Below are 20079 nucleotides of genomic sequence, written 5' to 3'. Positions count from 1 at the left end.
GGCCGAGTTGAGTTCGTACGGTTCGAACCAGCAGGCACCCTCACCGGAGGAGTCCCCGACTAGGCTCGAACCCGTGACTGTGCGCGCAGGAATCGTGGTGACCGGAACCGAGGTACTGACCGGACGGATCGCCGACCAGAACGGCCCGTGGGTGTCCGAGCAACTACTCGCGACCGGCGTCGACGTCGCCCACATCACGATCTGCGGGGATCGCCCTGCCGACCTCACCGCGCAGCTGCGATTCCTCGCCGACCAGCAGGTCGATCTCATCGTCACCAGTGGCGGTCTCGGTCCCACGGCCGACGACCTCACGGTGGCGACGGTCGCCGAGTTCTGCGGGCGCGACCTGCAGCTCGACCCGGCTCTCGAGGAGCACATCGCCGGCATCATCCGACGCTGGCGACCCGACACCGTCGACCTCGACGACGGCCCGACCCGCATCGGTATCCGCAAGCAGGCCCGCGTTCCCGCCGGTGCCGTGGCGATACCGCCCACCGGCACGGCGCCGGGCGTCGCCATTCCCGCAGTCCCCGGTACGCAACCCTTGCCGGCGATCCTCGTCCTGCCCGGCCCGCCCGGTGAACTTCAGGCGATGTGGCCGGCCGCGATCGCCTCACCCGCCATCGCCGACGTGGTGTCCCGGGCCGACGACCTCACGCAGGAGACCATCCGGGCCTACGGTCTGCATGAGGCCGAGCTCGCCGAGACCCTGCGCCGTGCCGAGGAGACCATTCCCGGCTTCGCTGCCCTCGAGATCACCACCTGCCTGCGACGCGGGGAACTCGACATGGTCACCCGGTTCGCCGCCGCCGACACCGCCACCTACGGACAGCTGTTGGACTTTCTCACCGAACACCATGGGAGACAGATTTTCTCGACCGACGGATCGACGATCGAGGACCAGCTCATCGCGACCCTCGACGGTCGGCTGATCGCCACGGCGGAATCCTGCACCGGCGGGCTCGTCGCAGCTCGACTCACCGACCGTCCCGGCTCCTCCGCCTACGTCACGGGCGGCGTCGTGTCGTACTCCAACGACGCGAAGTCCGATCTCATCGACGTTCCCGCCGAACTCATCGCCTCACGCGGCGCGGTCAGCGAGGAGGTCGCCGCGGCGATGGCCGAGGGAGCCCTCCGCCATCTCAAGTCCGATGTCGCGGTGTCGACCACCGGAATCGCCGGTCCCGACGGCGGCACCGAGGCCAAGCCGGTCGGCACCGTCTGCTTCGGCGTCGCGATCAAGGGCCGCCCGACCCACACGATCACGCGGCGCTTCCCCGGTGACCGGGAACGGGTCCGCTCCCTCACCACCACCGCCGCGCTGCATCTGGTTGTCGCACAGCTGAAGCGAGACCGGGCCGCCGGCTGACCTCCGCTGATCGAGACCTACAGCGGCCCCGTCGGCAACTGCCGGCGGACGAGCTTGCCCGTGGGATTGCGCGGCAACTCGTCGACGAACACCACGTCGCGCGGCACCTTGTACCGGGCGAGATGCGCCTTCACATGCGCCTTGACGTCCTCGGGCGAAGGGTTGGCATGCGGAGCCGCGACGATGAAGGCACGCAGCCGCTTTCCGAACTCATCGTCGTCCACGCCGATCACCGCGACGTCGTCGATGTCGGAGTGTTCGCCGAGCAGGTTCTCCACCTCGAGCGGATAGACGTTCTCCCCGCCGGAGACGATCATGTCGTCGTCGCGGCCGTCGATGTGCAGCAGGCCGTGTTCGTCGAACCGCGCCATGTCGCCGGTGGACATGAAGCCGTCGATGACCTCCTTGTTGCGTCCGTCGGTGTACCCCTCGAAAGGAGCACCGTTGCGGACGAAGAGCCTTCCACGGACGTTGGTTCCGGAGATCCGTCGACCTTCGTCGTCGAACAGGGCGAGGCGGCTGGTGACCGGCGGCCGGCCGACCGTGCCCGGGGCGAGACGCAGTTCCTCGGGTTGCGCCACCGAGGCGACCGCCACCTCGGTCGACCCGTAGAGGTTGTAGAGGACGTCGCCGAACGTGTCCTGGACGGCCTCTGAAAGCGTCGGCGACAGAGCCGATCCCGCGATCACGATGATCCGCAGCGCGGACGTGTCGTACTTCTTGATGACGTCGGGTCCGAGAGCCACCATGCGGTGGAGCATGGTCGGGACCGCGACCAGCACCTCCGCTTTGTGTTCGGCCAGCGCGGCCAGCGTCTTCTCCGGATCGAACCGTCGCATCACGACGGCCTTGTTACCCAGAGCCGCCCCCACACCCCAGAGCGCGAAGCCGGTGGAGTGGAAGATCGGCGAGACGATCACCATGGTCCCGCGTTGCGGGAACGGGATTCGGTCGAGCAGAAGGGCGCTCGAGAACGGGGACAACTTGGAGCGCTGAGCCCCCTTGGGCAGTCCCGTCGTGCCGCTCGTCAGGATCACGAGTCCGGCCCACTCATCCGGTTCCGCGGGTGTTGACGTGTCCCCGCCGGCGACGATGTCGTCGAGGGTGCGAACCCCTTCGGGGACCGGGCGCTCGCCATCGACCCAGGTCACGATCCGGAGAGTCTCGGGAGGTAGGGCGTCGGCGAGATCGCTGAACTCCTCGTCGTAGAGCATCGCGACGATCTTCTCGCGTTCGGCGACCTCGACGAACTGGGTCTTTCCGAATCCCGTGTTCATCATGGCCAGCCGCACACCGGCCTTGCCCGCGGCGCTCATCGTCGTCAGCAGACCTCGATGGTCGCGCGCGATCACGCCGATCACCGAGCCTCGCTCGACGCCGGAGGAGAGCAGATGGTTGGCCAACGCGTTCGCGTTCGCGTTCAGTTCACCGTAGGTCAGTTCACCGCGTTCGTCGGCGACCGCACCCGCTTCCGGGTACTCGTCCGCACCATGCGCCACCACCGACGCACAGGGCCCGATGATCTTCGCGCGCTTGACCGTGGTGAGGAGCTCTTTGGGTCGCGTGGGGTCCAGCAGACCCGAACGCTTGAGCACCTTGAATGCGCCGACGGCGTCCTGCACCTGTTCGACGGCGGTTCCGACTGCGCCGGTCACCGAGACCATGTCCACTCACCTTTCGCGGCCGGAGCCGCTAGTCCGCGCCCACGGGGTCGGCTCGACGATGACGCGACGTTGGTCACGGGCGTCACCATGGCCGATGCAGGTGCCAGAGTAGGTCGCCACCTGCTCGGCCATGTCCGCTTCGCCGAAACCGGCTCGGCCTCAACGCATACCGGGCCGCGACCGGGTTTCCGGCGGCGACGGGGGCGACGGTCACCGAAAGCAGGTAACTGATTGATTGCACTTTCGCGACAACTCTGACAACATCTGTCCTCAGATAGAGGGTGGAGGAACATGTTCAGTTTTCGACAGTTGACGACGATCGTCACCGCTGCGGTGGCATGCACGATGACAGCGACGTTGGGTCTGACCGGGGTGGGTTCGGCCGAGGCCGCGCCGTCGAAGAAACACCCCGTGTCCTGGGACTTCCGGTCCGCGATCCCCAACGTGCTCAACCAGACGTTGGACGCGAACTGGTCCCCGCCGGGCGCCAACGACCCGTCGTGCAAGCTGACCGAGGACCGCCCCAACCCGGTGATCCTGCTGAACGCCACCGCCACCACCCAGTGGGCCTACAGTGCCGGCGCCCCGCACCTCGCCAACCGCGGGTACTGCGTCTACACGTTCAACTACGGCAACATCACGCCGCTGCCGAGCTTCCCCATCCAGGGTCTCGCCGACATCGAGCGGTCAGCCCGCGAGGTCTCGCGCAACATCGACCGGATCATGCTCAGCACCGGGGCGAAGAAGGTCGATCTGGTCGGTTGGTCGCAGGGCGGTGGCCTGTTGCCGCACTACTACATCGACTTCCTCGGCGGCGACAAGAAGGTCGACAAGGTCATCGGCATCGCGCCCGGTAACCACGGTTCGACGGGCGACATGCTCACCTACGTACGGTATTTCATCCCGCCGTTCGGACCCGTCGGCTACGACATCTTCAAGGCACTGTTCCCCGCCTTCGCACAGCAGGCACAGTATTCGGACCTCGTTCGCAAGGTCTACGGCAACGGTGACACCAAGCCGGGACCCCACTACACGACGATCGTCACCAAGTACGACGAGATCGCGACCCCGTTCACCAACGGCTTCCTCGAGGGTGACAACGTCACGAACATTCTTCTGCAGCAGGACTGTCCGGTAGATCTCTCCGAGCACCTGTCGATCAACTTCAGCGAGCGCACCTGGCGTCACGTGAAGAATGCGTTGACGCCCGCCGAGGCAACGCGCGTACCCTGTTTCCAGGTCGACCCGTTCTATCCGGGAATGAGCGAAGGCAGATGACAGCAGACCCCGCGGTGTCCGTCGACAACTCCGAGATCACTCCCCTCGGACCGGATTCGATGGCCTGGACGGTCTTCGGCGACCTGACCTTCGTCCTGGGTGCGCCCCGTCGGCTCCTCATCGACGTCGCCCACCCCGTGGTGGCGACCGGCGTGCGCGAGTTCTCGGTCTTCGAGACCGACCCGTACGGACGTGCCGAACGCACACTCGACATGATCATGGGCGTCGTCTACGGCCGCGACGACGCGCTCGACATGGCACGCCGGCTGCGCGAACGCCACCGCGACATCAAGGGCCGGAATCCCGACGGCTCCCGCTGGAGCTCACTGAATCCCGAAGCGTTCCACTGGGTGCACGCGAGCCTCGTGCACGGGATCTACACCCAGCAGAAGGAACTCGGACGAGGGTGGAAGCCCGGCGAGGTCGAGCAGTTCTACCTCGAGATGCGCCGGGTCGGGCTCATGTACGGCGTGCGCGAGCAGGACATGCCGGAGAACTGGGAGGCATTCTGCGCCTGGTTCGACGAGATGACCCGCACCCGACTCGAGCGTTCCGACATGACCGATCGCGTCTTCGGTGTGGTGACGTCGCCGAAACCGCCGCCGCACATCCCGGTCCTGCGGCACGCGATCGTCTGGAACACGACGGTCCGTCCCGTGGCCGGTCTCGTCCTGGCCACCGTCACCGCCGGTCTGCTCACACCGGAGCTCCGCGAGCTGCTCGGCATCGACTGGGGTGCCGGACGCCGCCTTCTCTTCCGCCTGATCTCGCTGCAGTCGCGGCTGATCATCCCGCGGTTGCCCAGGGCCATCCGCATGGTGCCGCACGCCCGCGCGGCGTACCGCTAGACGATCGCCTGTGTCCCCGCACGCCGAGACGTGCGGGGACACCGTGGTCTCGGTGATCAGAAGGCGCGCAGGTTCTCCCGGAGGGTCGATCCGGTGTACTCCTCACGGATGAGTCCGCGGCGGCGCAGTTTCGGTGCCAGGCCGTCGGAGATCATCGCCATGTTCATGCGCGTGGTGGGCAGATAGAAGAGGAAGCCGTCTCCACCTGCCTCTTCCATGATCTCGCCCATCTTGTCCGCGATGGTCGACGGTGAACCGATGAGTCCCATGTCCTTGACCTGGAAGCTGCTCGCGACGACCTCGCGCAGGGTCTCGTCCTCGCGGCCGCCGAACAGTCCGGCGATCGAGGTGTACTCGCCGTTCTGCTTGGACAGATCGATGTCGCCGACCCTGGTGTCGGGATCGATGGCACCGAAGTCGATACGACCACCCGAGGTGTAGGACATGTTCCACAGGTTGTACTCGATGGCCTTGTCCGTCTTGCGGAACGCCTGCGCCGCTTCGTAGGCGGCCTGGGCGTCGGTGGCGGTGGCGGCGATCGTCGGGGTCGCGATGAAGAGGACCTTGATGTGGTCGGGGTTGCGTCCGGCGGCGGCCGCGCGGGCACGGATGTCCTCGCGGTAGGCCTTGGCGTCTGCGGCGTCCTTGACGATGGCGATCTGGGTGTCGTCGTAGTTGGCGGCGAGCACACGACCCGGCTCCGAGCTACCGGCCGAGCACACCGGCACCTCACGCTGCGGACCCGGGATGGTGTTCAGCGGGCCGCGGCACTTGAAGAACTTGCCCACGAACTCGATCGGGTTGACCTTGGTGTGGTCGGCATAGACGCCGGCGTAGGGATCGGCGATGACGGCGCCCTCCTCCCACGAGTTCTGCAGCGCCTTGACGACGTCGATCCACTCCATCGCCATCTCGTAGCGCTCGTCGTGTTCGAGATGTCGTTCGTAGCCGAAGTTCTGGGCAACCCGGTCGGTGACGCTGGTGACCACGTTCATGCCCACACGACCCTCGGTCAGGTGGTCCAGGGTGGTGAAGGCGCGTGCGGCGAGGAACGGCGGGTACTGGATGGTCGAGACGGTCGGGATGATGCCGATGTGCTTGGTGGCCTGCGTCATCAGCGGGACCAGCGGCAGCGGATCGTTCTTGGGGGCCATGAAGCCACGACGCAGCGAAGTCTCCGCGGAGTTGTTGTAGGAGTCCTCGACCATCGAGGTGTCCTCGATGAGGATGTAGTCGAAGCCGGCACGCTCGAGGCTCTTGGCCATGTCGACGTGGATGTCGGGCTTCATCCAGTCCAGGTGGTTGGTGCCGGTCCACGGACCGTCACCGTTCGTCGGGCTCCAGGGGTGAATGCCGAAGCCGTCTCCGAGGAACCAACCCATGTGGAACATTGCGATCTCCTGTCGTGAGAAGTGATTGTGAGATGTGTTGCCACCGACCGGGATGGCCGGCGAGTCGTGGGGTCAGGCCGCCGCTTCCATGGCCTGGTATGCGCCGACCAGCGTCTGCGTGTAGTCGTTCGACGGCGCCTGCAGGATCGACATCGTCTCGCCCGATTCGACGACCTTGCCGCGGTTCATCACGAGCAGGTCGTCGGTGATGAAGGCGGTGGCCGGCAGGCCGTGCGAGATGAAGACCAGCCCGAGCGAGTGCGTCTGCACGTAGTCCTTGAGGAGATTGAGGACCACGGCCTGTGCCGACACGTCGAGTGCACTCACCGCCTCGTCGCAGACCAGGATGTCCGGTCCGACGACGAGAGCCCGCGCGATCGAAAGACGTTGCCGCTGGCCGCCGGAAAGCTGGTGCGGATACCGCTCCACGAGTTCGGGTGCGATGCCGAGTTCGGCGACGATGGCGTCCACGGCGGCGTCGGCCGCCTTCTCGTCGAGCCCGCCGAGGATCTGCGCCGGACGTCGGATCGCCTCGCGGATGATCCGCCGCGGATCGAACGTCGTGGTGGTGTCCTGGGCCACGAGCTGCACCTTGCGGCGGTACTCGAGACGGCCGGGACGACGTTCCAGCAGCCGGGACAGGTCGCGGCCGTCGACCAGGACCTGCCCGGAGGTCGGTGCGGTGAGTCCGACGATCATCTTGCCGAGAGTGGACTTTCCCGAACCGCTTTCGCCGACGATTCCGGTGGCGCGGCCGCTCTCCAACTTGGTGGTCACCCCGCCGATGGCGGTCACCTTGCGCCCGTACTGCTTGTGCACGTCGACGACCTCGATGATCGTGCTCATGCTGCGGCCTCCTCTCTCATGACCGTGTCCAGCGTCGGAAGACGTTCCAACTGAGCGGAACTCAGCGTGGGCATGTATTCCAGCAATCCCCGGGTGTACGGGTGGGTCGCGTGGTCCAGGTCCCTGGCGGCGATGGTCTCCACGACGCCGCCGGCCTGCATGACGAGCACCTTGTCGGCGAAACGACGCGCGAGTGCGATGTCGTGGCTGATGAAGACCAGCGATGCCCCGTTCTCGATGGTGAGGCCGGTCATGAGTTCCATGACCGACACCGCCAGGGACGCGTCGAGAGCACTCGTCGGTTCGTCGGCGATGAGCAGTTCCGGCTCGGACGCCAGCGCGATCGCCATCATCACTCGCTGCCGCATGCCGCCGGAGAGCTGACCCGGTACCGACGTCATCACCCGGCGCGGTTCGACGATGCCGACCTGCTCCAGACGGGCCTCGGCGGCCGCGGCACGGCCCTTGCGGGAGCCGTACCTGCTCTTCGGGAGGACCGCCGTGAGCTGACTGCCCACCGACCAGATCGGATCGAGAGAGCTCATCGCGTCCTGGAAGATCATCGAGATCCCCTCACGCCGAGCCGGGATCCTCTGAGCCTTCTCCGCCAGCAACGAACGGCCCGACAGCGACATCCTCGCCGCCGACACCTCGCCAACACCCGGCGGGATGAACCCGCCGAGTGCGTTGGCGATGCTCGACTTCCCCGAGCCAGACTCGCCGACGATCGCGACCCGCTCGCGCCGGCCGATCGTGAACGAGGTCGGGTGGACCTTCTCCACCCCGCCGTAACGGATCGTCAGATCGGTGACCTCGAGGACCGGGGCAGCGGTGCCCGTCACGTCCTCTCCGGCTACCGAGACCTGGTCGGTGAGCGTGGTCATGGCTTGAGCTCCGAGTAGTCGACCACGCTGTCGGTGCGGAAGACGTAGCCCTCGACACCGTTGGCGAATGCGTTGAGCGGCTGCACGTATCCGATGTAGACGGTCGGCATCTGGTCCTGCAGGATGCGTTCGGCTTCGTTCCACTCACCCCATGCGGCCGGGGTCAGCGGCTCGCCGGAGGCGTTGCCGGCCGCGATGGCGTTCTTCAGCGGTGCGTAGTCGAAGTCCGGCCAGTTGATCGGCGATCCCGGGGTGTAGAAGAGGGACAGCACGTACGGCGGGGACTGCACGACCGCGTAGTCACGACCCATCGATGCCTGGAACGTCTTGTTGGCCAGTCCCTCCTGGAAGACCGCCGAGTTCACCTCATTGAGGGTGACCTCGAATCCCGCTGCGCGGGCCGCGGTCTGGATCTGGACGGCCGACTCCTTGAGATCGGGTACGGCGTTGTTGACGGTCAGCTCGAACTTCACCGGCGTGGTGATCCCCGCGTTGCGCAGGATCTCCAACGACTTCGCCGGGTCGGTGGTGTTGCTCTTCAGGCCGTTGCCGTTGTAGTCCGGGAGCGTGTCGTTGAGGATCGACGAGATCGGACCCAGGCGGCCCTTGTAGACGTCCTTCATGATCGCGTCGTAGGGAACCGCGTACGAGAACGCGCGGCGGACCTCGACGTTGTCGAAGGGCGCCTTGGTGGTGGTCAGCGGGACGTAGACGTAGGCGTTGCTGGGCACCGTGAAGATCTGGGCGGCGTTCGCGTCGCGCAGGGCGACCTGGTCGGCCGGACGCAGCTGGGTGGCGACCGATGCGTCACCGCTCTTCACGAGGTTGGAGCGCTGGCCGGCGTCGGCGACGACGCGCTGGACGACACGCTTCACCCCGGGCTCACCGAGGGCGTATCCGGGGTTGGCCTCGTAGACCATCTGCTGGCCGGGGGTGTAGCTGGTCAACTTGTACGCACCGAAGCCGAAGTCCGCGTTGGTCTTCGAGTACTCGACGCCGTACGGGTCGTCCGGGGTGGCGTTCGCGGTGAGCACCTCGGAGTCGTAGATGGCGTACGGGGTGTTCGCCAGCAGCGACAGCAGCGTGAAGCCGTGCGACGGATCGGCGATGGAGATGGTGACGGTGGCGTCGTCGACCTTCTTCACCTGATCGGTCGAGGTGATCACCGGAGCGCTGACGAACGACACGATGCTGGTGTCGACGTCGAATTTGCGCTTGAACGAGAAGATCACGTCGTCGGCGTCGAGGGCGTTGCCCGCGGCACTCTTCGCCTCGGTGTTGAGGTGGAAGGTGTAGGTCTTGCCGTCGGGACTGACCTCATAGCTCTTGGCCAGGACAGGCTCGAACTTGAAGAGCTCCTGGTGCGCCGAGAGGCCGTCGGAACCGGCGACGTACGGGTTGCGGATGAGGGTGGCACCGGTGTTCAGGAAGAACTCCGCGGCCTCGTAGCCGGTTGCGCTGGTCTCGTAGCTGAAGCTCGGGGGCTGGGCCGCGGTCACGATGACCACGCCGCCCTCGGCGGAGTTGTTCGACGACCCGCCACCACACGCGCTGAGTGTCAGTGCGGCGGCGAGGGCGAGCGCGGTTCCGCTCACCAGGGTGGACAGTCGTTTCATGGTTATCGGGGACTCCGTTCTGGGAAGGGTTGAGAGAGCAGCTGTTACACGTCGTGCGGTCAGAAACGTCGGCGACGGGAGATGAAGGTGGTGACTCGGGAGGCCGCCCACACGGAGTAGGCGAGTGCGAGGACCGGGAACAGGGCGGGCCACCAGCGTCCGACCGCTGCGTCCGCCGCTCCGTCGGCGAGCATGTTGCCCCACTCCGCGGTCGGGAGCGGGATGCCGACGCCGAGAAATCCCAGGCCGGCGCAGAAGATGATCCCCATTCCGAAGATCGCCGAGGCGTTCTCGAGGACGGGAGCACACGAGTTCGGGATGACGTGGCGGGTGAGAATGCGGAACTCGGATTCGCCGCTCATCCGCGCCGCGGTCACGAAACCGTCGTTTCGGGTGCGCAGCACCTCGGTGCGCAGCAACCTGCCCTGGAAGGGCATGAGCACCAACGCGAGCGCCAGCGCGATGACCACCGAGTTGCGGCCGAAGAAGGAGACGATGACCAGCCCGCCGATCATGACGGGCAGCGCCTGGACGAGATCGATCGTGCGGCCGAGTGTCGCCGCGATCACACCGAGCGGTCCGCCCTTCGAGCCGTACATGCCGGCGATCGATCCGATGGCGATGCCGACGAACGGTCGCGAGCAGGGTCACTTCGATCGCGATGGCGATGTCCAACCGGAAGGCGGTGAGAGTCGGGGACAGCACGTCGAATCCGTTGGAGTCGGTGCCGAACCAGTGGGCGCCCGACGGCGCGGTCGAGGGGGTGCCGACCACTTCGGTCGCCGCCTGCGGTGCCAGCATCGGCCCGAAGACCGCGAGGAGTAGCAAGAGGGCGAACGGGATGAGAGCCGCGTAGTCACGAAGCCCGGACGTCTGGCGCCCGACCTGCTTCTCAAGCCGGTGCTCGTCGAGCTGGGCGCGACCGTCCCGGCCGCCGGTCTCTACGTCGTCGACAAGCTCTACGACGACACCGAGGCATTCCAGCCCTGGATCGACCGCTGGGGTTCGGTCGTGCTCGCCTCGACGAAGGCAACGGTCCCGGCCGGTGACCGATGACCACGTCCGTCACCCCCACCACCGACCTGGACAGCACCGAACTGCGAAAGGCGTTCGGCGCCTTCCCGACCGGCGTCGTCGCGCTCGCCGGAATGTCCGGTGCCGAACCGGCCGTCATCGTCGCCTCCTCCTTCGCCGTCGGCGTCTCCCAGGAACCACCCCTGGTGATGTTCGCCGTGCAGCAGAGCTCGACCACCTGGCCGATCCTGCGCGAGCTGCCCAGTCTCGGCGTCTCGGTGCTGGGCGAGAGCCACACCGACGTGATCCGCCAGCTGTCCGCCAAGGACAAGATCCAGCGTTTTGCCGGTGTCGAGACAACCGTGTTGTCCAGCGGGGCAATGCTCCTCGACGATGCCCCGGTGCACTTCGAGTGCGCCATCGAGAGTTCGCACACGGCCGGCGACCACGAGATCGTCGTGCTGCGGGTGACCGGGCTGGCCAACGATCACTCGAAACAACCGATCGTCTTCCACCGCTCGGCATTCGCGCGGCTCAGCGCCTGAGTCGACCCGCTCGTCGATTCGTGGCGTCGGACGTCGGCGATCCGTGTGTACCCTGTTGGGGCATTCCTCGACGAAGGACATCACGATGACCAGCCGTGTGACACCTGAAGCAGAGAACGCCATCATCGAGATCGCCGGCCGGTACGGCCTGTCTCGCGACGCCGTTCTGGCGATGCTTCTGGCGGTGAACGCCGGCGGTGGCACCATGGCCCAGTTCAACATCCCCGAACTCGGCGGCTCCGGTCAGTGGATGCGCGGCGGCATGACGATGGTCGGCGACATGTTCGACAACTCCCTCAAGTCCCGGGTCGATTCGCTGTGCAACGAACTCGCCGACGTCCTGACGACCACGTCGATCTTCCCGGCCGCGCCGGGGCAGCAGCCGGGCGCCGGTTTCGTCACCGCGGGGTCCTGGTGGCCGGCGGACCTCGGTGCGCCCAGCTCCACCGGGGGCCAGAACGACGTCCGGTACGCCGTGTTCCCGGCAACACGTCGCCTGGTCATCCAGGTCGCCGGGGTCACGCGGATCTTCGACACTGCGGATCACCGGATCGGGGGCGTCCAGCAACAGCAGGGCTCCGGATACGGCTCGGTGAGCTTCTCCAGCCAGTACGGCACCTTCGACGTGTCGAGCCTCGTCGAGCTCGGACCGCAACGGGACGCCGGGACCCCGGTGGCGGCACCTGCACCCTCGTCGGACGCACCCGCGCAGCCGCCGGTGCCCGCCGCCACTCCGGAACCGGCGGCACCTGCACAGAATTCGTCCGCCATCGTCGCGGCGATCGAGTCGCTGGCCGACCTCCACCAGCGCGGGATCCTGACCGACGAGGAATTCTCGTCGAAGAAGGCAGAACTGCTCAGCCGTCTCTGACCCGAGGACCTGACCGGCGCCGTCCGATCAGCCCACGGTCGTGAGTGTCGTGGTCAGTGCGGATTCCAGTGCCGTGCAGAACCAGTCCACGTCCGGGTCGGAGAAGACGAGCGGCGGGCGGATCTTGAGAACGTTGCCGTGCTCGCCACAAACCGAGATGAGGACGTGGGCGTCCCGCATGGCCTCGACGATCGCGCGGGCGCGCCGCCGGTCGGGAGCACCGTCGTCGGTCACGATCTCCACCCCGATGTACAGGCCGGTGCCCCGGATGTCGTCGACGCCGACGTGTTCGGCCGCGACGCCGGCGATCTCCCCCCGGAGGCGGCCGCCGATCCGGAGCGCGTGAGCAGGCAGGTCCTCGCTCTCGATGACGTCCAGCACCGCGGCCGCCGCCGCCATCGACACCGGGTTGCCCCCGAAAGTGTTGAAGTAGGGCTGTGTCAACGCGAATCGCTCGAGGACCTCGGACCGAACGGCCATCGCCGACACCGGCAGGCCGTTGCCCATGGGTTTGCCCATCGTGACGATGTCGGGCCGCACTCCGTGCCGGTCGAACCCCCACATGGCCTCACCGGTTCGGCCGAAGCCGGGCTGCACCTCGTCGGCGATGAACACCGCACCGTGTTCACGCACGGCCGCGACCGCGGGAGCGAGGACGTCGGGCGCGGCGAAGATGCCGTCCGACGAGAAGATCGTGTCGACGATGAGACAACTGAGCCCGAAGCCCGCGGCCTGTAGATCGTCGGCGGCTCGGCGCACGTGATCGGCGAACACCTCTGCCGCCGAACCGGTCCCACGCCGGTCGGGTGGCGGCACCGTGCGGACGTGGGGACCGAGCACCGCCGGCCCTCCGTTCGACGGCGAGATCGCCGTCACCGCCTGGGTATTGCCGTGGTATGCCTCGGTGGTGACGACGACCCCGGTCGTCCCGGTGTGCATCGACGCGACCCGCAGCGCCAGGTCGTTGGCCTCGGAGCCGGTGCACGCGTACATCACCTGGTCGATGCCCGGTCCGAGCGTGTCCAGCAGGCGGTCGGAGTAGTCGACGATCCCGTCGTGGAGATAGCGGGTGTGGGTGTTGATCGAGGTCATCTGCCGCATCACGGCGTCGACGACGTGCGGATGACAGTGTCCGACGCTCGCCACGTTGTTGTAGGCGTCGAGGTAGCGGTCCCCGTCGGCGTCGAAGAGGTGACTCCCCTCGCCGCGCACGAGGTGAACGGGCTTGCGGTAGAACAACCGGTACGCCGGCCCGAGCATCCGTTCACGGGCCTCGATGAGTCCGTCCCCGTGCCGCCCCACCGAATCACCGGTGTAGCTGTTGGAATCCATGATGTTGGAGAAGCTCACGTGGGGTCTTTCTTGGAGTAGTGGTGATCGGGATCGATCCGTCGAACGTTCTGGTCTGCTCGATGGGGACCACATCCGGGTACGCCCAGCCACAGTGGGTCGGGACCGGCTCGGCGTCATCCTCACTTCTACGCCGTATTGCGTTGGTGGGCAACATATCCATGAGCCGTCGACGCCCGGTTGTTTCCACCGCGTTTCCGCCGACCCGCGATCGCTACGGCCACGTTAAACATCGCCTTTTGGTCTGCTCTCGTTCGGATTCCGGGTGACACTGTTCCGGTGCCCGGACTACCCGCAGACCATCACGCCTTCGCGGAGAAGGCGTTGCGCCACTATGGCTTCGCCCCGTCCGCGACGCTCCGCTTGCTGAGTCTGTCGGAGAACGCCACCTACCTCGCCGAAGATCCCGCCCGTCGACTCGTTCTGCGCGTGCACCGTCCCGGGTATCACTCCATCGAGGCGATCCGCTCCGAACTGAGGTGGATGACCGCCCTGGGGGCGGAGAGCCCCGTGTCCACCCCCACACCGGTCCCCGCCGCCGACGGCGCCGAGGTCGTCGATGTGACCGTGGACGGCCGGACCCTTCTGGTGGACGCCGTCACGGTGGTGCCGGGGTGCACCGCCGAAGAATCGCCTGGCGTCGTCGATTTCGCGACGATCGGCGCGATCACCGCGCACCTGCACGAGCACGCCTCCAGGTGGCCGGCGCCCGCGGACTTCGTCCGGTTCACCTGGGACGTCGAGACCATCCTCGGTCCGGACGCGCGGTGGGGGCAGTGGCGAGTGGCGCCCGGGCTGTCCCCCGAAGACCGCGCGGACATCGACCGTGCCGTCCGGGTCATCACCGAACGGCTCACCCAGTTCGGCAGCGGGCCCGATCGGTTCGGACTCGTCCACGCCGACCTGCGGCTGGCCAACCTGATGGTCGATCCGCAAGCGGACCTCCCGGCGATCACCGTCATCGACTTCGACGACTGCGGATGGTCCTGGCACCTCGCCGATCTCGGGTCCGCCGTCTCGTGGGTCGAACACGAGCCCGGGACCGAGGACCTCATCGACGACTGGCTCCGCGGGTACACCGCGGTCCGACCGCTGCCGGACGCTCATCTCGCGATGATCCCGACCTTCGTGCTGCTCCGCCGCATCCACCTGACCGCGTGGGTGGCGTCCCACGCCGACGCCGACGCGGCTCTGGGCATCGCCGACGGCTTCGTCTCCGGCACCGCAGCTCTCGCCCGCAAGTACCTCGACGACCCGTCGTGGTTGCGACGGGTCGCCACCCGGACATCCGCGGCCTGACACCTCCGGTCACCGCCCCACCACGCACATCAGAGGAGCACCATGACCATGTTCAGCCAGGCCGGCCGATCGGTGATCGTCACCGGCGGCACCAAGGGAATCGGACGCGGCATCGCCCGGGTGTTCGCGCGGGCCGGTGCCGACGTCGCGATCGCGGCACGGTCGGCCGCCGAGATCGATTCAGCGGTAGCCGAACTCGACGGTCTGGGAGACGGCAAGGTCGTCGGGGTCATCACCGACGTCAGCGACCGGTCGTCGTGCGACGAGATGGCCCGGACCGTGCTGGAGACCGTCGGGTCGATCGACGTCGTCTGCGCGAACGCCGGCATCTTCCCCGAGGCGTCGCTCGCGACGATGACCGACGGGGACCTGAGCCAGGTTCTCGACGTGAACGTGAAGGGCACGGTGTTCACCGTGCAGGCCTGCCTGTCCGCACTCGCCGAATCGGGTAGCGGCCGGGTCATCATCACCTCGTCGATCACCGGCCCGATCACCGGCTTCCCCAACTGGTCGCACTACGGCGCGTCGAAGGCCGCCCAGCTGGGCTTCATGCGCACGGCCGCAATCGAACTCGCCGGCCAGGGGATCACCGTCAACGCGATCATGCCCGGAAACGTCCTGACCGAGGGGCTCGTCGAGATGGGTGAGGACTACATCGCGGGCATGACCCGCGCCATCCCGATGAAAGCCCTGGGAACCCCCGAGGACATCGGCCACCTCGCCGCGTTCCTCGCCACCCGCGAGGCCGGTTACATCACCGGGCAGGCGATCGCGGTCGACGGCGGCCAGGTGCTGCCCGAGTCACCGGACGCGATCCCGGCCTGACGGACGCGACGCCTGGATGGGTGAGACCAGCGGCGGGCCGGTCGCCGAGGATGTCCGCCGGCGCATCCTGGCGATGCTCGCCCAGGGGACCTTGACGCCCGGCGCCCGGCTCGGCACCGAGCGCGATATGGCCGAGGAGTTCTCGGTGTCGAGATCGACCCTGCGCAGTGCACTCCTCCCCCTCAGCCGGGCGGGTGTCCTGGAACGCCGAACCGGCCGCGGCGGAGGAACATTCATCCGAGCCGATGTCGTCGAGCGACACGCCGCCGAATCATCGAGTCTCCCACAGCTGCTGGCGGAGTCCGGACACGCCAGTGCGACGCGGGTGGTCGGTGTGGAACGACGGCCGGCGACACTGATCGAGGCGCGCGCCCTCGAGATCACCTCGAGTGCAGAGGTGTTCGCGATCCGGCGCATCCGTCTCGCCGACGGCGCACCACTGTCGGTGGACCTGGCCTGCTTCCCCGTCGAACTGGCACCCGGCCTGTCGGCGCACCCGCTGGACGGATCGCTCTACGAACTACTGCGCACGCACTACGGACTCGCCGCCGCCGAGACCACGGAGACCATCGAGGTCGGAGCCGCCAGCGGGCGCGAAGCCGACTGGCTCGACATCGGCGTCCGCCGTCCGCTTCTCGCCATCACCCGGGTGTCCCGCGACTGGGCGGGCATCCCGTTCGAGTACTCCTTCGACCTCTTCCGGGCGGATCGCGTCCGACTCGTGTCCACCTCGACGGTGACCCGCGAGGTGAAGGGAAGCTAGTTCGCGCGCGACCCCACCGAGAAGTCGCCGGTCTGACTGGCGTCGAACCCGCCGCCGGACGTGCCGCCCAGCAAGTGCCCGAGTCGCCGGCGCTTGGCGTCGAGGTAGCGGACGTTGGCCGGCATCACGCCCACGATCAGCGGGACACGCTGGGTGACCTCGATCCCGGAGTCGGTGAGTCCGCGGACCTTGTCGGGGTTGTTGGTCATGACGCGCGCCCGGTCGATCCCGAGGTCAGCGAGAATGGCTGCAGCGGCGCCGTATTCACGTCCGTCGACCGGTTCGTCGAGTTCGAGGTTCGCCTCGACGGTGTCGAGTCCCTGGTCCTGCAACCGGTAAGCGGCCAGTTTCTTGAGCAGCCCGATTCCCCGGCCCTCGTGCCCGCGCAGGTAGACCACGACCCCACCGTCGTAGCTGATGCGTTCGATCGCCGCGTCGAGTTGCGGTCCACATTCGCATCGCTGCGACGAGAATGCCTCTCCGGTCAGGCATTCGGAGTGGACCCGCACCAGCGGGGCACGCAGGTCGAGGCGGTCTCCGGACATCCCGGCGCTCACGAGGGCGATGTGTTCAGCGCCGGTCTCGGTGTCGCGGTAACCGATCGCGCGGAGTTCACCGGTCGGGGTCGGCAGGACCGTCTCCGCCCCGCGACGCACCCGGGGTGCCACCGACCAGCGGTCCGCGTCGTGGATACGGCGGTAGTTGACCAGCTCCTCGATGGTGAGCACCGGAAGGCCCATGCGCGAACCCATCGCGGCGACCTGCGGGTAGCGCATCATCGAACCGTCGGCGGCGACGAGTTCGGCGATCACGCCGACCGGGGCGACGTCGGCGAGCGTGCACAGGTCGACGGCGGCCTCGGTGTGTCCGGGACGTTCGAGGACCCCACCCGGCCGGGCACGAAGGGGTAGTACGTGTCCGGGCCGGGTGAAGTCTCGGGGGCCGGATGCGGCCCCGGCCAACATGCGCAGCGTGAGCGCACGATCGGCGGCCGAGATGCCCGTCTTGACTCCCTCCGCTGCGTCGACGGTCACCGTGTAGGCGGTGGCCTTGGGATCTTCGTTGTTGGTGACCATCGACGGCAGTTCGAGCATGTCCGCACGCTCGCCTGTCATCGGGGCGCACAGCAGACCGGAGGTGTTGCGCACGGTCCAGGCGGTCCACTCGGTGCTCACCCGGTCGGCGGCCAGGATGACGTCGCCCTCGTTCTCCCGGTCGGCGGCGTCGGTCACCAGAACCGGGCGGCCCGCGCGCAGGGCATCGATGGCGTTCTCGATGGCGTTCATCAGTTCTCCTCGACGTCGACGAAGAATGGTCGTCGTGGTGTCCCCACGACCTGCACGCCATTCGACACCGTCTCCGTGTCGGTATGGAAACCCGCGAGTGGCTGGCGAATTTCGCCGGTCGGCACCCGCGTCCCCGCAGGTCAGCGCGCGCCCGACGCCGAATTCCGCCACTCACAGGCCGCCGATTCGGGCAATACGCCGATCCGGGCGAACGGATGACCGGCCTCGCCGTCGTCTTCGGCATACTGTTCGATGACCGAAGCTCATCGAGCATGTAGCTCACCGAACCGGGAGGTCCCCGTGGCCAGTGGTCTCGTCGCCTTGCTCGACGACATAGCGACACTCACCCGTGCCGCCGCCGCGTCACTCGACGACATCGGCGCTGCGGCCGGCAAAGCGAGCGTGAAAGCTGCGGGTGTCGTCGTCGACGACACCGCGGTGACCCCGCGCTACGTCGACGGGTTCACCCCGGACCGCGAGCTTCCGATCGTCCGCAAGATCGCGATCGGATCGATCCGCAACAAACTCCTGGTCATCCTGCCCGTCGCGATGATCCTCAGTCAGTTCCTCCCCCAGGCGCTGCCGTACCTGTTGATCGCCGGTGGTTTGTTCCTCTGCTACGAGGGCGCGGAGAAGGTCTACGAGGCGATCGCCGGAGGCCATCACGAGGAGGAGTCGGGCTCCCGGAGGGGCGATCCCGAGTTCGAGAAGCACATGGTCAGCGGCGCGATCCGCACCGATCTCATCCTCTCGGCCGAGATCATGGTGATCTCGCTGTCCTCGGTCGAGGACGAGCCGTTCTGGACTCGCCTGGGCGTTCTGATCGTCGTCGCGTTCCTGATCACCGCACTCGTCTACGGCGTCGTCGCGATCATCGTGAAGATGGACGACGTGGGGCTCGCGCTCGCACAACGGGAGTCGACGTTCAGTCAGAAGATCGGCCGCGGGCTGGTCACCGCGATGCCCAAGATCATGTCGACGCTCACCGTGGTCGGCATCGCGGCGATGCTGTGGGTCGGCGGGCACATTCTCATCGTCAACGTGGGTGAGGCCGGCTTCCACTGGCCCGCCGACCAGTTGCACCACGTCGAGCACTGGTTCGGCGAACTGGTGCACGGCGGCTTCGGCGGCGTGCTGTCCTGGACGGCCGGAACCGTCCTGTCCGCAGTCGTCGGCCTGATCGTGGGAGCGATCGTCGTCGCGATTCTCCATGTCATCCCCAAGCGGAAGAAGAAGGACACGGCCGCCCCGGCTCACTGACCGGTCCCAGCTGGAAAGCACCCCCGAGTTCCGCCCTCAGCAGCGGGGCCGCCGACACTGTGTCAGCGGCGGCCCTCTGCCGGGTGTATCCCGGGGGCCGTTCTGAGGGGCGGATCTCCGGCAGGGTCCACCCCGGTGACCTCTCCACCCGGGCCACCGGGCACCCTCGGAACCTGTGAGCACATGGGAACTGTTCGCCGTCCTGCTGGCCGGTGTGGGTGCGGGCGCGATCAACGCGATCGTCGGTAGCGGCACCCTGATCACCTTCCCGACGCTCGTCGCATTCGGGGTCCCACCGGTCACCGCGACCATGTCCAACGCGATCGGCCTCGTCGCCGGCGGCGTCTCCGGGACGTGGGGCTATCGGCGTGAACTCGAGGGGCAGTGGCCGCAGCTGCGGTGGCAGATACCCGCGTCGTTCGTCGGTGCGATCGTCGGCTGCTGGCTGCTGTTGCACCTGCCGGAGACGGTGTTCGAGACGATCGTGCCGGTGCTCCTGATCGCCGCGCTGGTCCTCGTGGTCGCGCAACCGCGCATCCAGAAGTGGGTCGGCCATCGATCGATCTCCCCCACCGGGGCGGGCCGCCCCCACCTGACCCCTCTGCGCATCGCCGCAATGGTGGCGGGCACATTCGCGGTCGGCATCTACGGCGGCTACTTCACCGCCGCCCAGGGCATCTTGCTGATGGCGATCCTCGGCGTCGTCGTCCCCGACCACCTGCAGCGGATGAACGCCGCCAAGAACCTGCTCTCCCTGGTGGTGAACGTCGTTGCGGCGGTCACCTACACGCTGGTCGCCTTCGACCGGATCGACTGGTCCGCGGCCGGGGTCATCGCGGTGGGTTCCCTGCTCGGCGGTGTTGTCGGAGCGCGATACGGTCGACGACTCTCACCCCGCGCGCTTCGCGGGGTGATCGTCGTCGTCGGTCTGATCGGGCTGTGGCGGCTGCTGGCGTGAGTCAGAGCGGCC

Annotated in this window: 19 protein-coding genes; 11 read left to right on the top strand and 8 right to left on the bottom strand. The window is 67.4% G+C overall.

The window, feature by feature from the left end:
- The first annotated feature begins 73 nt into the window (after nt 1–73).
- Nucleotides 74–1369, top strand: coding sequence for a competence/damage-inducible protein A (locus C5O27_RS05540; RefSeq protein ID WP_127962128.1), 1296 nt, complete (start codon nt 74–76; stop codon nt 1367–1369).
- 17 nt (nt 1370–1386) lie between these two features.
- Here the strand turns inward: C5O27_RS05540 and C5O27_RS05535 are convergent, their stop codons facing one another.
- Nucleotides 1387–3033: an acyl-CoA synthetase gene (locus C5O27_RS05535; protein ID WP_127962127.1), complete on the bottom strand. Its 1647-nt coding sequence runs from the start codon at nt 3031–3033 to the stop codon at nt 1387–1389.
- 291 nt (nt 3034–3324) lie between these two features.
- Here C5O27_RS05535 and C5O27_RS05530 point away from each other — a divergent pair, with 291 nt between their 5' ends.
- Together C5O27_RS05530 and C5O27_RS05525 are read left to right on the top strand one after the other, a co-directional pair.
- The gene (locus tag C5O27_RS05530) at nt 3325–4311 is read left to right on the top strand and encodes an esterase/lipase family protein (protein ID WP_127962126.1); all 987 of its coding nucleotides are present in this window, start codon (nt 3325–3327) and stop codon (nt 4309–4311) included.
- Entirely contained in the window at nt 4308–5159 is an 852-nt protein-coding gene (locus C5O27_RS05525; protein ID WP_127962125.1) for an oxygenase MpaB family protein, read from the top strand. The genes C5O27_RS05530 and C5O27_RS05525 overlap by 4 nt, the downstream gene beginning before the upstream one ends.
- Nucleotides 5160–5215: 56 nt before the next feature.
- Here C5O27_RS05525 and C5O27_RS05520 read toward each other — a convergent pair whose 3' ends face one another.
- The 5 genes from C5O27_RS05520 to C5O27_RS05500 all read right to left on the bottom strand — a co-directional run bounded on the left by C5O27_RS05520 (nt 5216) and on the right by C5O27_RS05500 (nt 10495).
- Nucleotides 5216–6550 (bottom strand): NtaA/DmoA family FMN-dependent monooxygenase, encoded by a 1335-nt coding sequence (locus C5O27_RS05520; RefSeq protein ID WP_127962124.1) that lies wholly within the window; start codon nt 6548–6550, stop codon nt 5216–5218.
- 72 nt (nt 6551–6622) lie between these two features.
- Nucleotides 6623–7396 carry an ABC transporter ATP-binding protein gene (locus C5O27_RS05515; RefSeq protein ID WP_006359610.1) on the bottom strand — a complete coding sequence of 258 codons (774 nt, stop codon included), beginning with the start codon at nt 7394–7396 and terminating at the stop codon, nt 6623–6625.
- Complete coding sequence (locus C5O27_RS05510; RefSeq protein ID WP_127962123.1) at nt 7393–8280, bottom strand: ATP-binding cassette domain-containing protein; 888 nt, start codon at nt 8278–8280, stop codon at nt 7393–7395. The genes C5O27_RS05515 and C5O27_RS05510 overlap by 4 nt, the downstream gene beginning before the upstream one ends.
- Nucleotides 8277–9896, bottom strand: coding sequence for an ABC transporter substrate-binding protein (locus C5O27_RS05505; protein WP_127962122.1), 1620 nt, complete (start codon nt 9894–9896; stop codon nt 8277–8279). The genes C5O27_RS05510 and C5O27_RS05505 overlap by 4 nt, the downstream gene beginning before the upstream one ends.
- 59 nt (nt 9897–9955) lie before the next feature.
- Nucleotides 9956–10495, bottom strand: coding sequence for an ABC transporter permease (locus tag C5O27_RS05500; protein ID WP_425269598.1), 540 nt, complete (start codon nt 10493–10495; stop codon nt 9956–9958).
- 301 nt (nt 10496–10796) lie between these two features.
- Here C5O27_RS05500 and C5O27_RS05495 point away from each other — a divergent pair, with 301 nt between their 5' ends.
- From C5O27_RS05495 to C5O27_RS05485, 3 genes are all read left to right on the top strand, one after another.
- On the top strand, nt 10797–10952 hold the full coding sequence (locus tag C5O27_RS05495; protein ID WP_244216596.1) for a hypothetical protein: 156 nt from the start codon (nt 10797–10799) through the stop codon (nt 10950–10952).
- Nucleotides 10949–11455, top strand: coding sequence for a flavin reductase family protein (locus tag C5O27_RS05490; protein ID WP_127962121.1), 507 nt, complete (start codon nt 10949–10951; stop codon nt 11453–11455). The genes C5O27_RS05495 and C5O27_RS05490 overlap by 4 nt, the downstream gene beginning before the upstream one ends.
- 85 nt (nt 11456–11540) lie before the next feature.
- Entirely contained in the window at nt 11541–12326 is a 786-nt protein-coding gene (locus tag C5O27_RS05485) for an SHOCT domain-containing protein (protein ID WP_127962120.1), read from the top strand.
- Between the two features lie 27 nt (nt 12327–12353).
- On the opposite strand, the gene C5O27_RS05480 is transcribed toward C5O27_RS05485, so the two are convergent.
- Entirely contained in the window at nt 12354–13676 is a 1323-nt protein-coding gene (locus C5O27_RS05480) for an aspartate aminotransferase family protein (RefSeq protein WP_127962119.1), read from the bottom strand.
- 279 nt (nt 13677–13955) lie between these two features.
- Between C5O27_RS05480 and C5O27_RS05475 the strand changes: the two genes are divergently transcribed.
- Genes C5O27_RS05475 through C5O27_RS05465 form a run of 3 tightly spaced genes read left to right on the top strand, consistent with a single transcriptional unit; the run spans nt 13956 to nt 16563 of the window.
- Nucleotides 13956–14975, top strand: coding sequence for a phosphotransferase enzyme family protein (locus C5O27_RS05475; protein ID WP_127962118.1), 1020 nt, complete (start codon nt 13956–13958; stop codon nt 14973–14975).
- Between the two features lie 48 nt (nt 14976–15023).
- Nucleotides 15024–15800, top strand: coding sequence for a 3-oxoacyl-ACP reductase FabG (gene fabG, locus C5O27_RS05470; RefSeq protein ID WP_075863768.1), 777 nt, complete (start codon nt 15024–15026; stop codon nt 15798–15800).
- Between the two features lie 16 nt (nt 15801–15816).
- The gene (locus C5O27_RS05465; protein WP_127962117.1) at nt 15817–16563 is read left to right on the top strand and encodes a GntR family transcriptional regulator; all 747 of its coding nucleotides are present in this window, start codon (nt 15817–15819) and stop codon (nt 16561–16563) included.
- Here the strand turns inward: C5O27_RS05465 and ribB are convergent.
- A complete protein-coding gene (gene ribB, locus C5O27_RS05460; RefSeq protein ID WP_127962116.1) occupies nt 16560–17849 on the bottom strand; it encodes a 3,4-dihydroxy-2-butanone-4-phosphate synthase in 1290 nt (429 codons plus the stop codon). The genes C5O27_RS05465 and ribB overlap by 4 nt on opposite strands.
- 300 nt (nt 17850–18149) lie before the next feature.
- Here ribB and C5O27_RS05455 point away from each other — a divergent pair, with 300 nt between their 5' ends.
- Nucleotides 18150–19109: a DUF808 domain-containing protein gene (locus C5O27_RS05455; protein WP_208651436.1), complete on the top strand. Its 960-nt coding sequence runs from the start codon at nt 18150–18152 to the stop codon at nt 19107–19109.
- A gap of 175 nt (nt 19110–19284) precedes the next feature.
- Complete coding sequence (locus C5O27_RS05450) at nt 19285–20067, top strand: sulfite exporter TauE/SafE family protein (protein ID WP_127962114.1); 783 nt, start codon at nt 19285–19287, stop codon at nt 20065–20067.
- Nucleotides 20068–20079: the final 12 nt, after the last annotated feature.

The sequence above is a fragment of the Gordonia alkanivorans genome (genome assembly GCF_004011905.1).
GTDB classification, from domain to species: Bacteria; Actinomycetota; Actinomycetes; order Mycobacteriales; family Mycobacteriaceae; genus Gordonia; species Gordonia alkanivorans.
The sequence above is the reverse complement of the archived record's forward strand: the minus strand, read 5'-3'. Positions and strand labels throughout refer to the sequence as shown.

Coding starts and splice junctions, on each gene's coding strand:
- C5O27_RS05465 (WP_127962117.1), top strand. CDS start 15,817: ATGGGTGAGACCAGCGGCGGGCCGGTCGCCGAGGATGTCCGCCGGCGC.
- C5O27_RS05500 (WP_425269598.1), bottom strand. CDS start 10,495: ATGTACGGCTCGAAGGGCGGACCGCTCGGTGTGATCGCGGCGACACTC.
- C5O27_RS05490 (WP_127962121.1), top strand. CDS start 10,949: ATGACCACGTCCGTCACCCCCACCACCGACCTGGACAGCACCGAACTG.
- C5O27_RS05525 (WP_127962125.1), top strand. CDS start 4,308: ATGACAGCAGACCCCGCGGTGTCCGTCGACAACTCCGAGATCACTCCC.
- C5O27_RS05510 (WP_127962123.1), bottom strand. CDS start 8,280: ATGACCACGCTCACCGACCAGGTCTCGGTAGCCGGAGAGGACGTGACG.
- C5O27_RS05505 (WP_127962122.1), bottom strand. CDS start 9,896: ATGAAACGACTGTCCACCCTGGTGAGCGGAACCGCGCTCGCCCTCGCC.
- ribB (WP_127962116.1), bottom strand. CDS start 17,849: ATGAACGCCATCGAGAACGCCATCGATGCCCTGCGCGCGGGCCGCCCG.
- C5O27_RS05530 (WP_127962126.1), top strand. CDS start 3,325: ATGTTCAGTTTTCGACAGTTGACGACGATCGTCACCGCTGCGGTGGCA.
- C5O27_RS05515 (WP_006359610.1), bottom strand. CDS start 7,396: ATGAGCACGATCATCGAGGTCGTCGACGTGCACAAGCAGTACGGGCGC.
- C5O27_RS05485 (WP_127962120.1), top strand. CDS start 11,541: ATGACCAGCCGTGTGACACCTGAAGCAGAGAACGCCATCATCGAGATC.
- C5O27_RS05520 (WP_127962124.1), bottom strand. CDS start 6,550: ATGTTCCACATGGGTTGGTTCCTCGGAGACGGCTTCGGCATTCACCCC.
- fabG (WP_075863768.1), top strand. CDS start 15,024: ATGTTCAGCCAGGCCGGCCGATCGGTGATCGTCACCGGCGGCACCAAG.
- C5O27_RS05535 (WP_127962127.1), bottom strand. CDS start 3,033: ATGGTCTCGGTGACCGGCGCAGTCGGAACCGCCGTCGAACAGGTGCAG.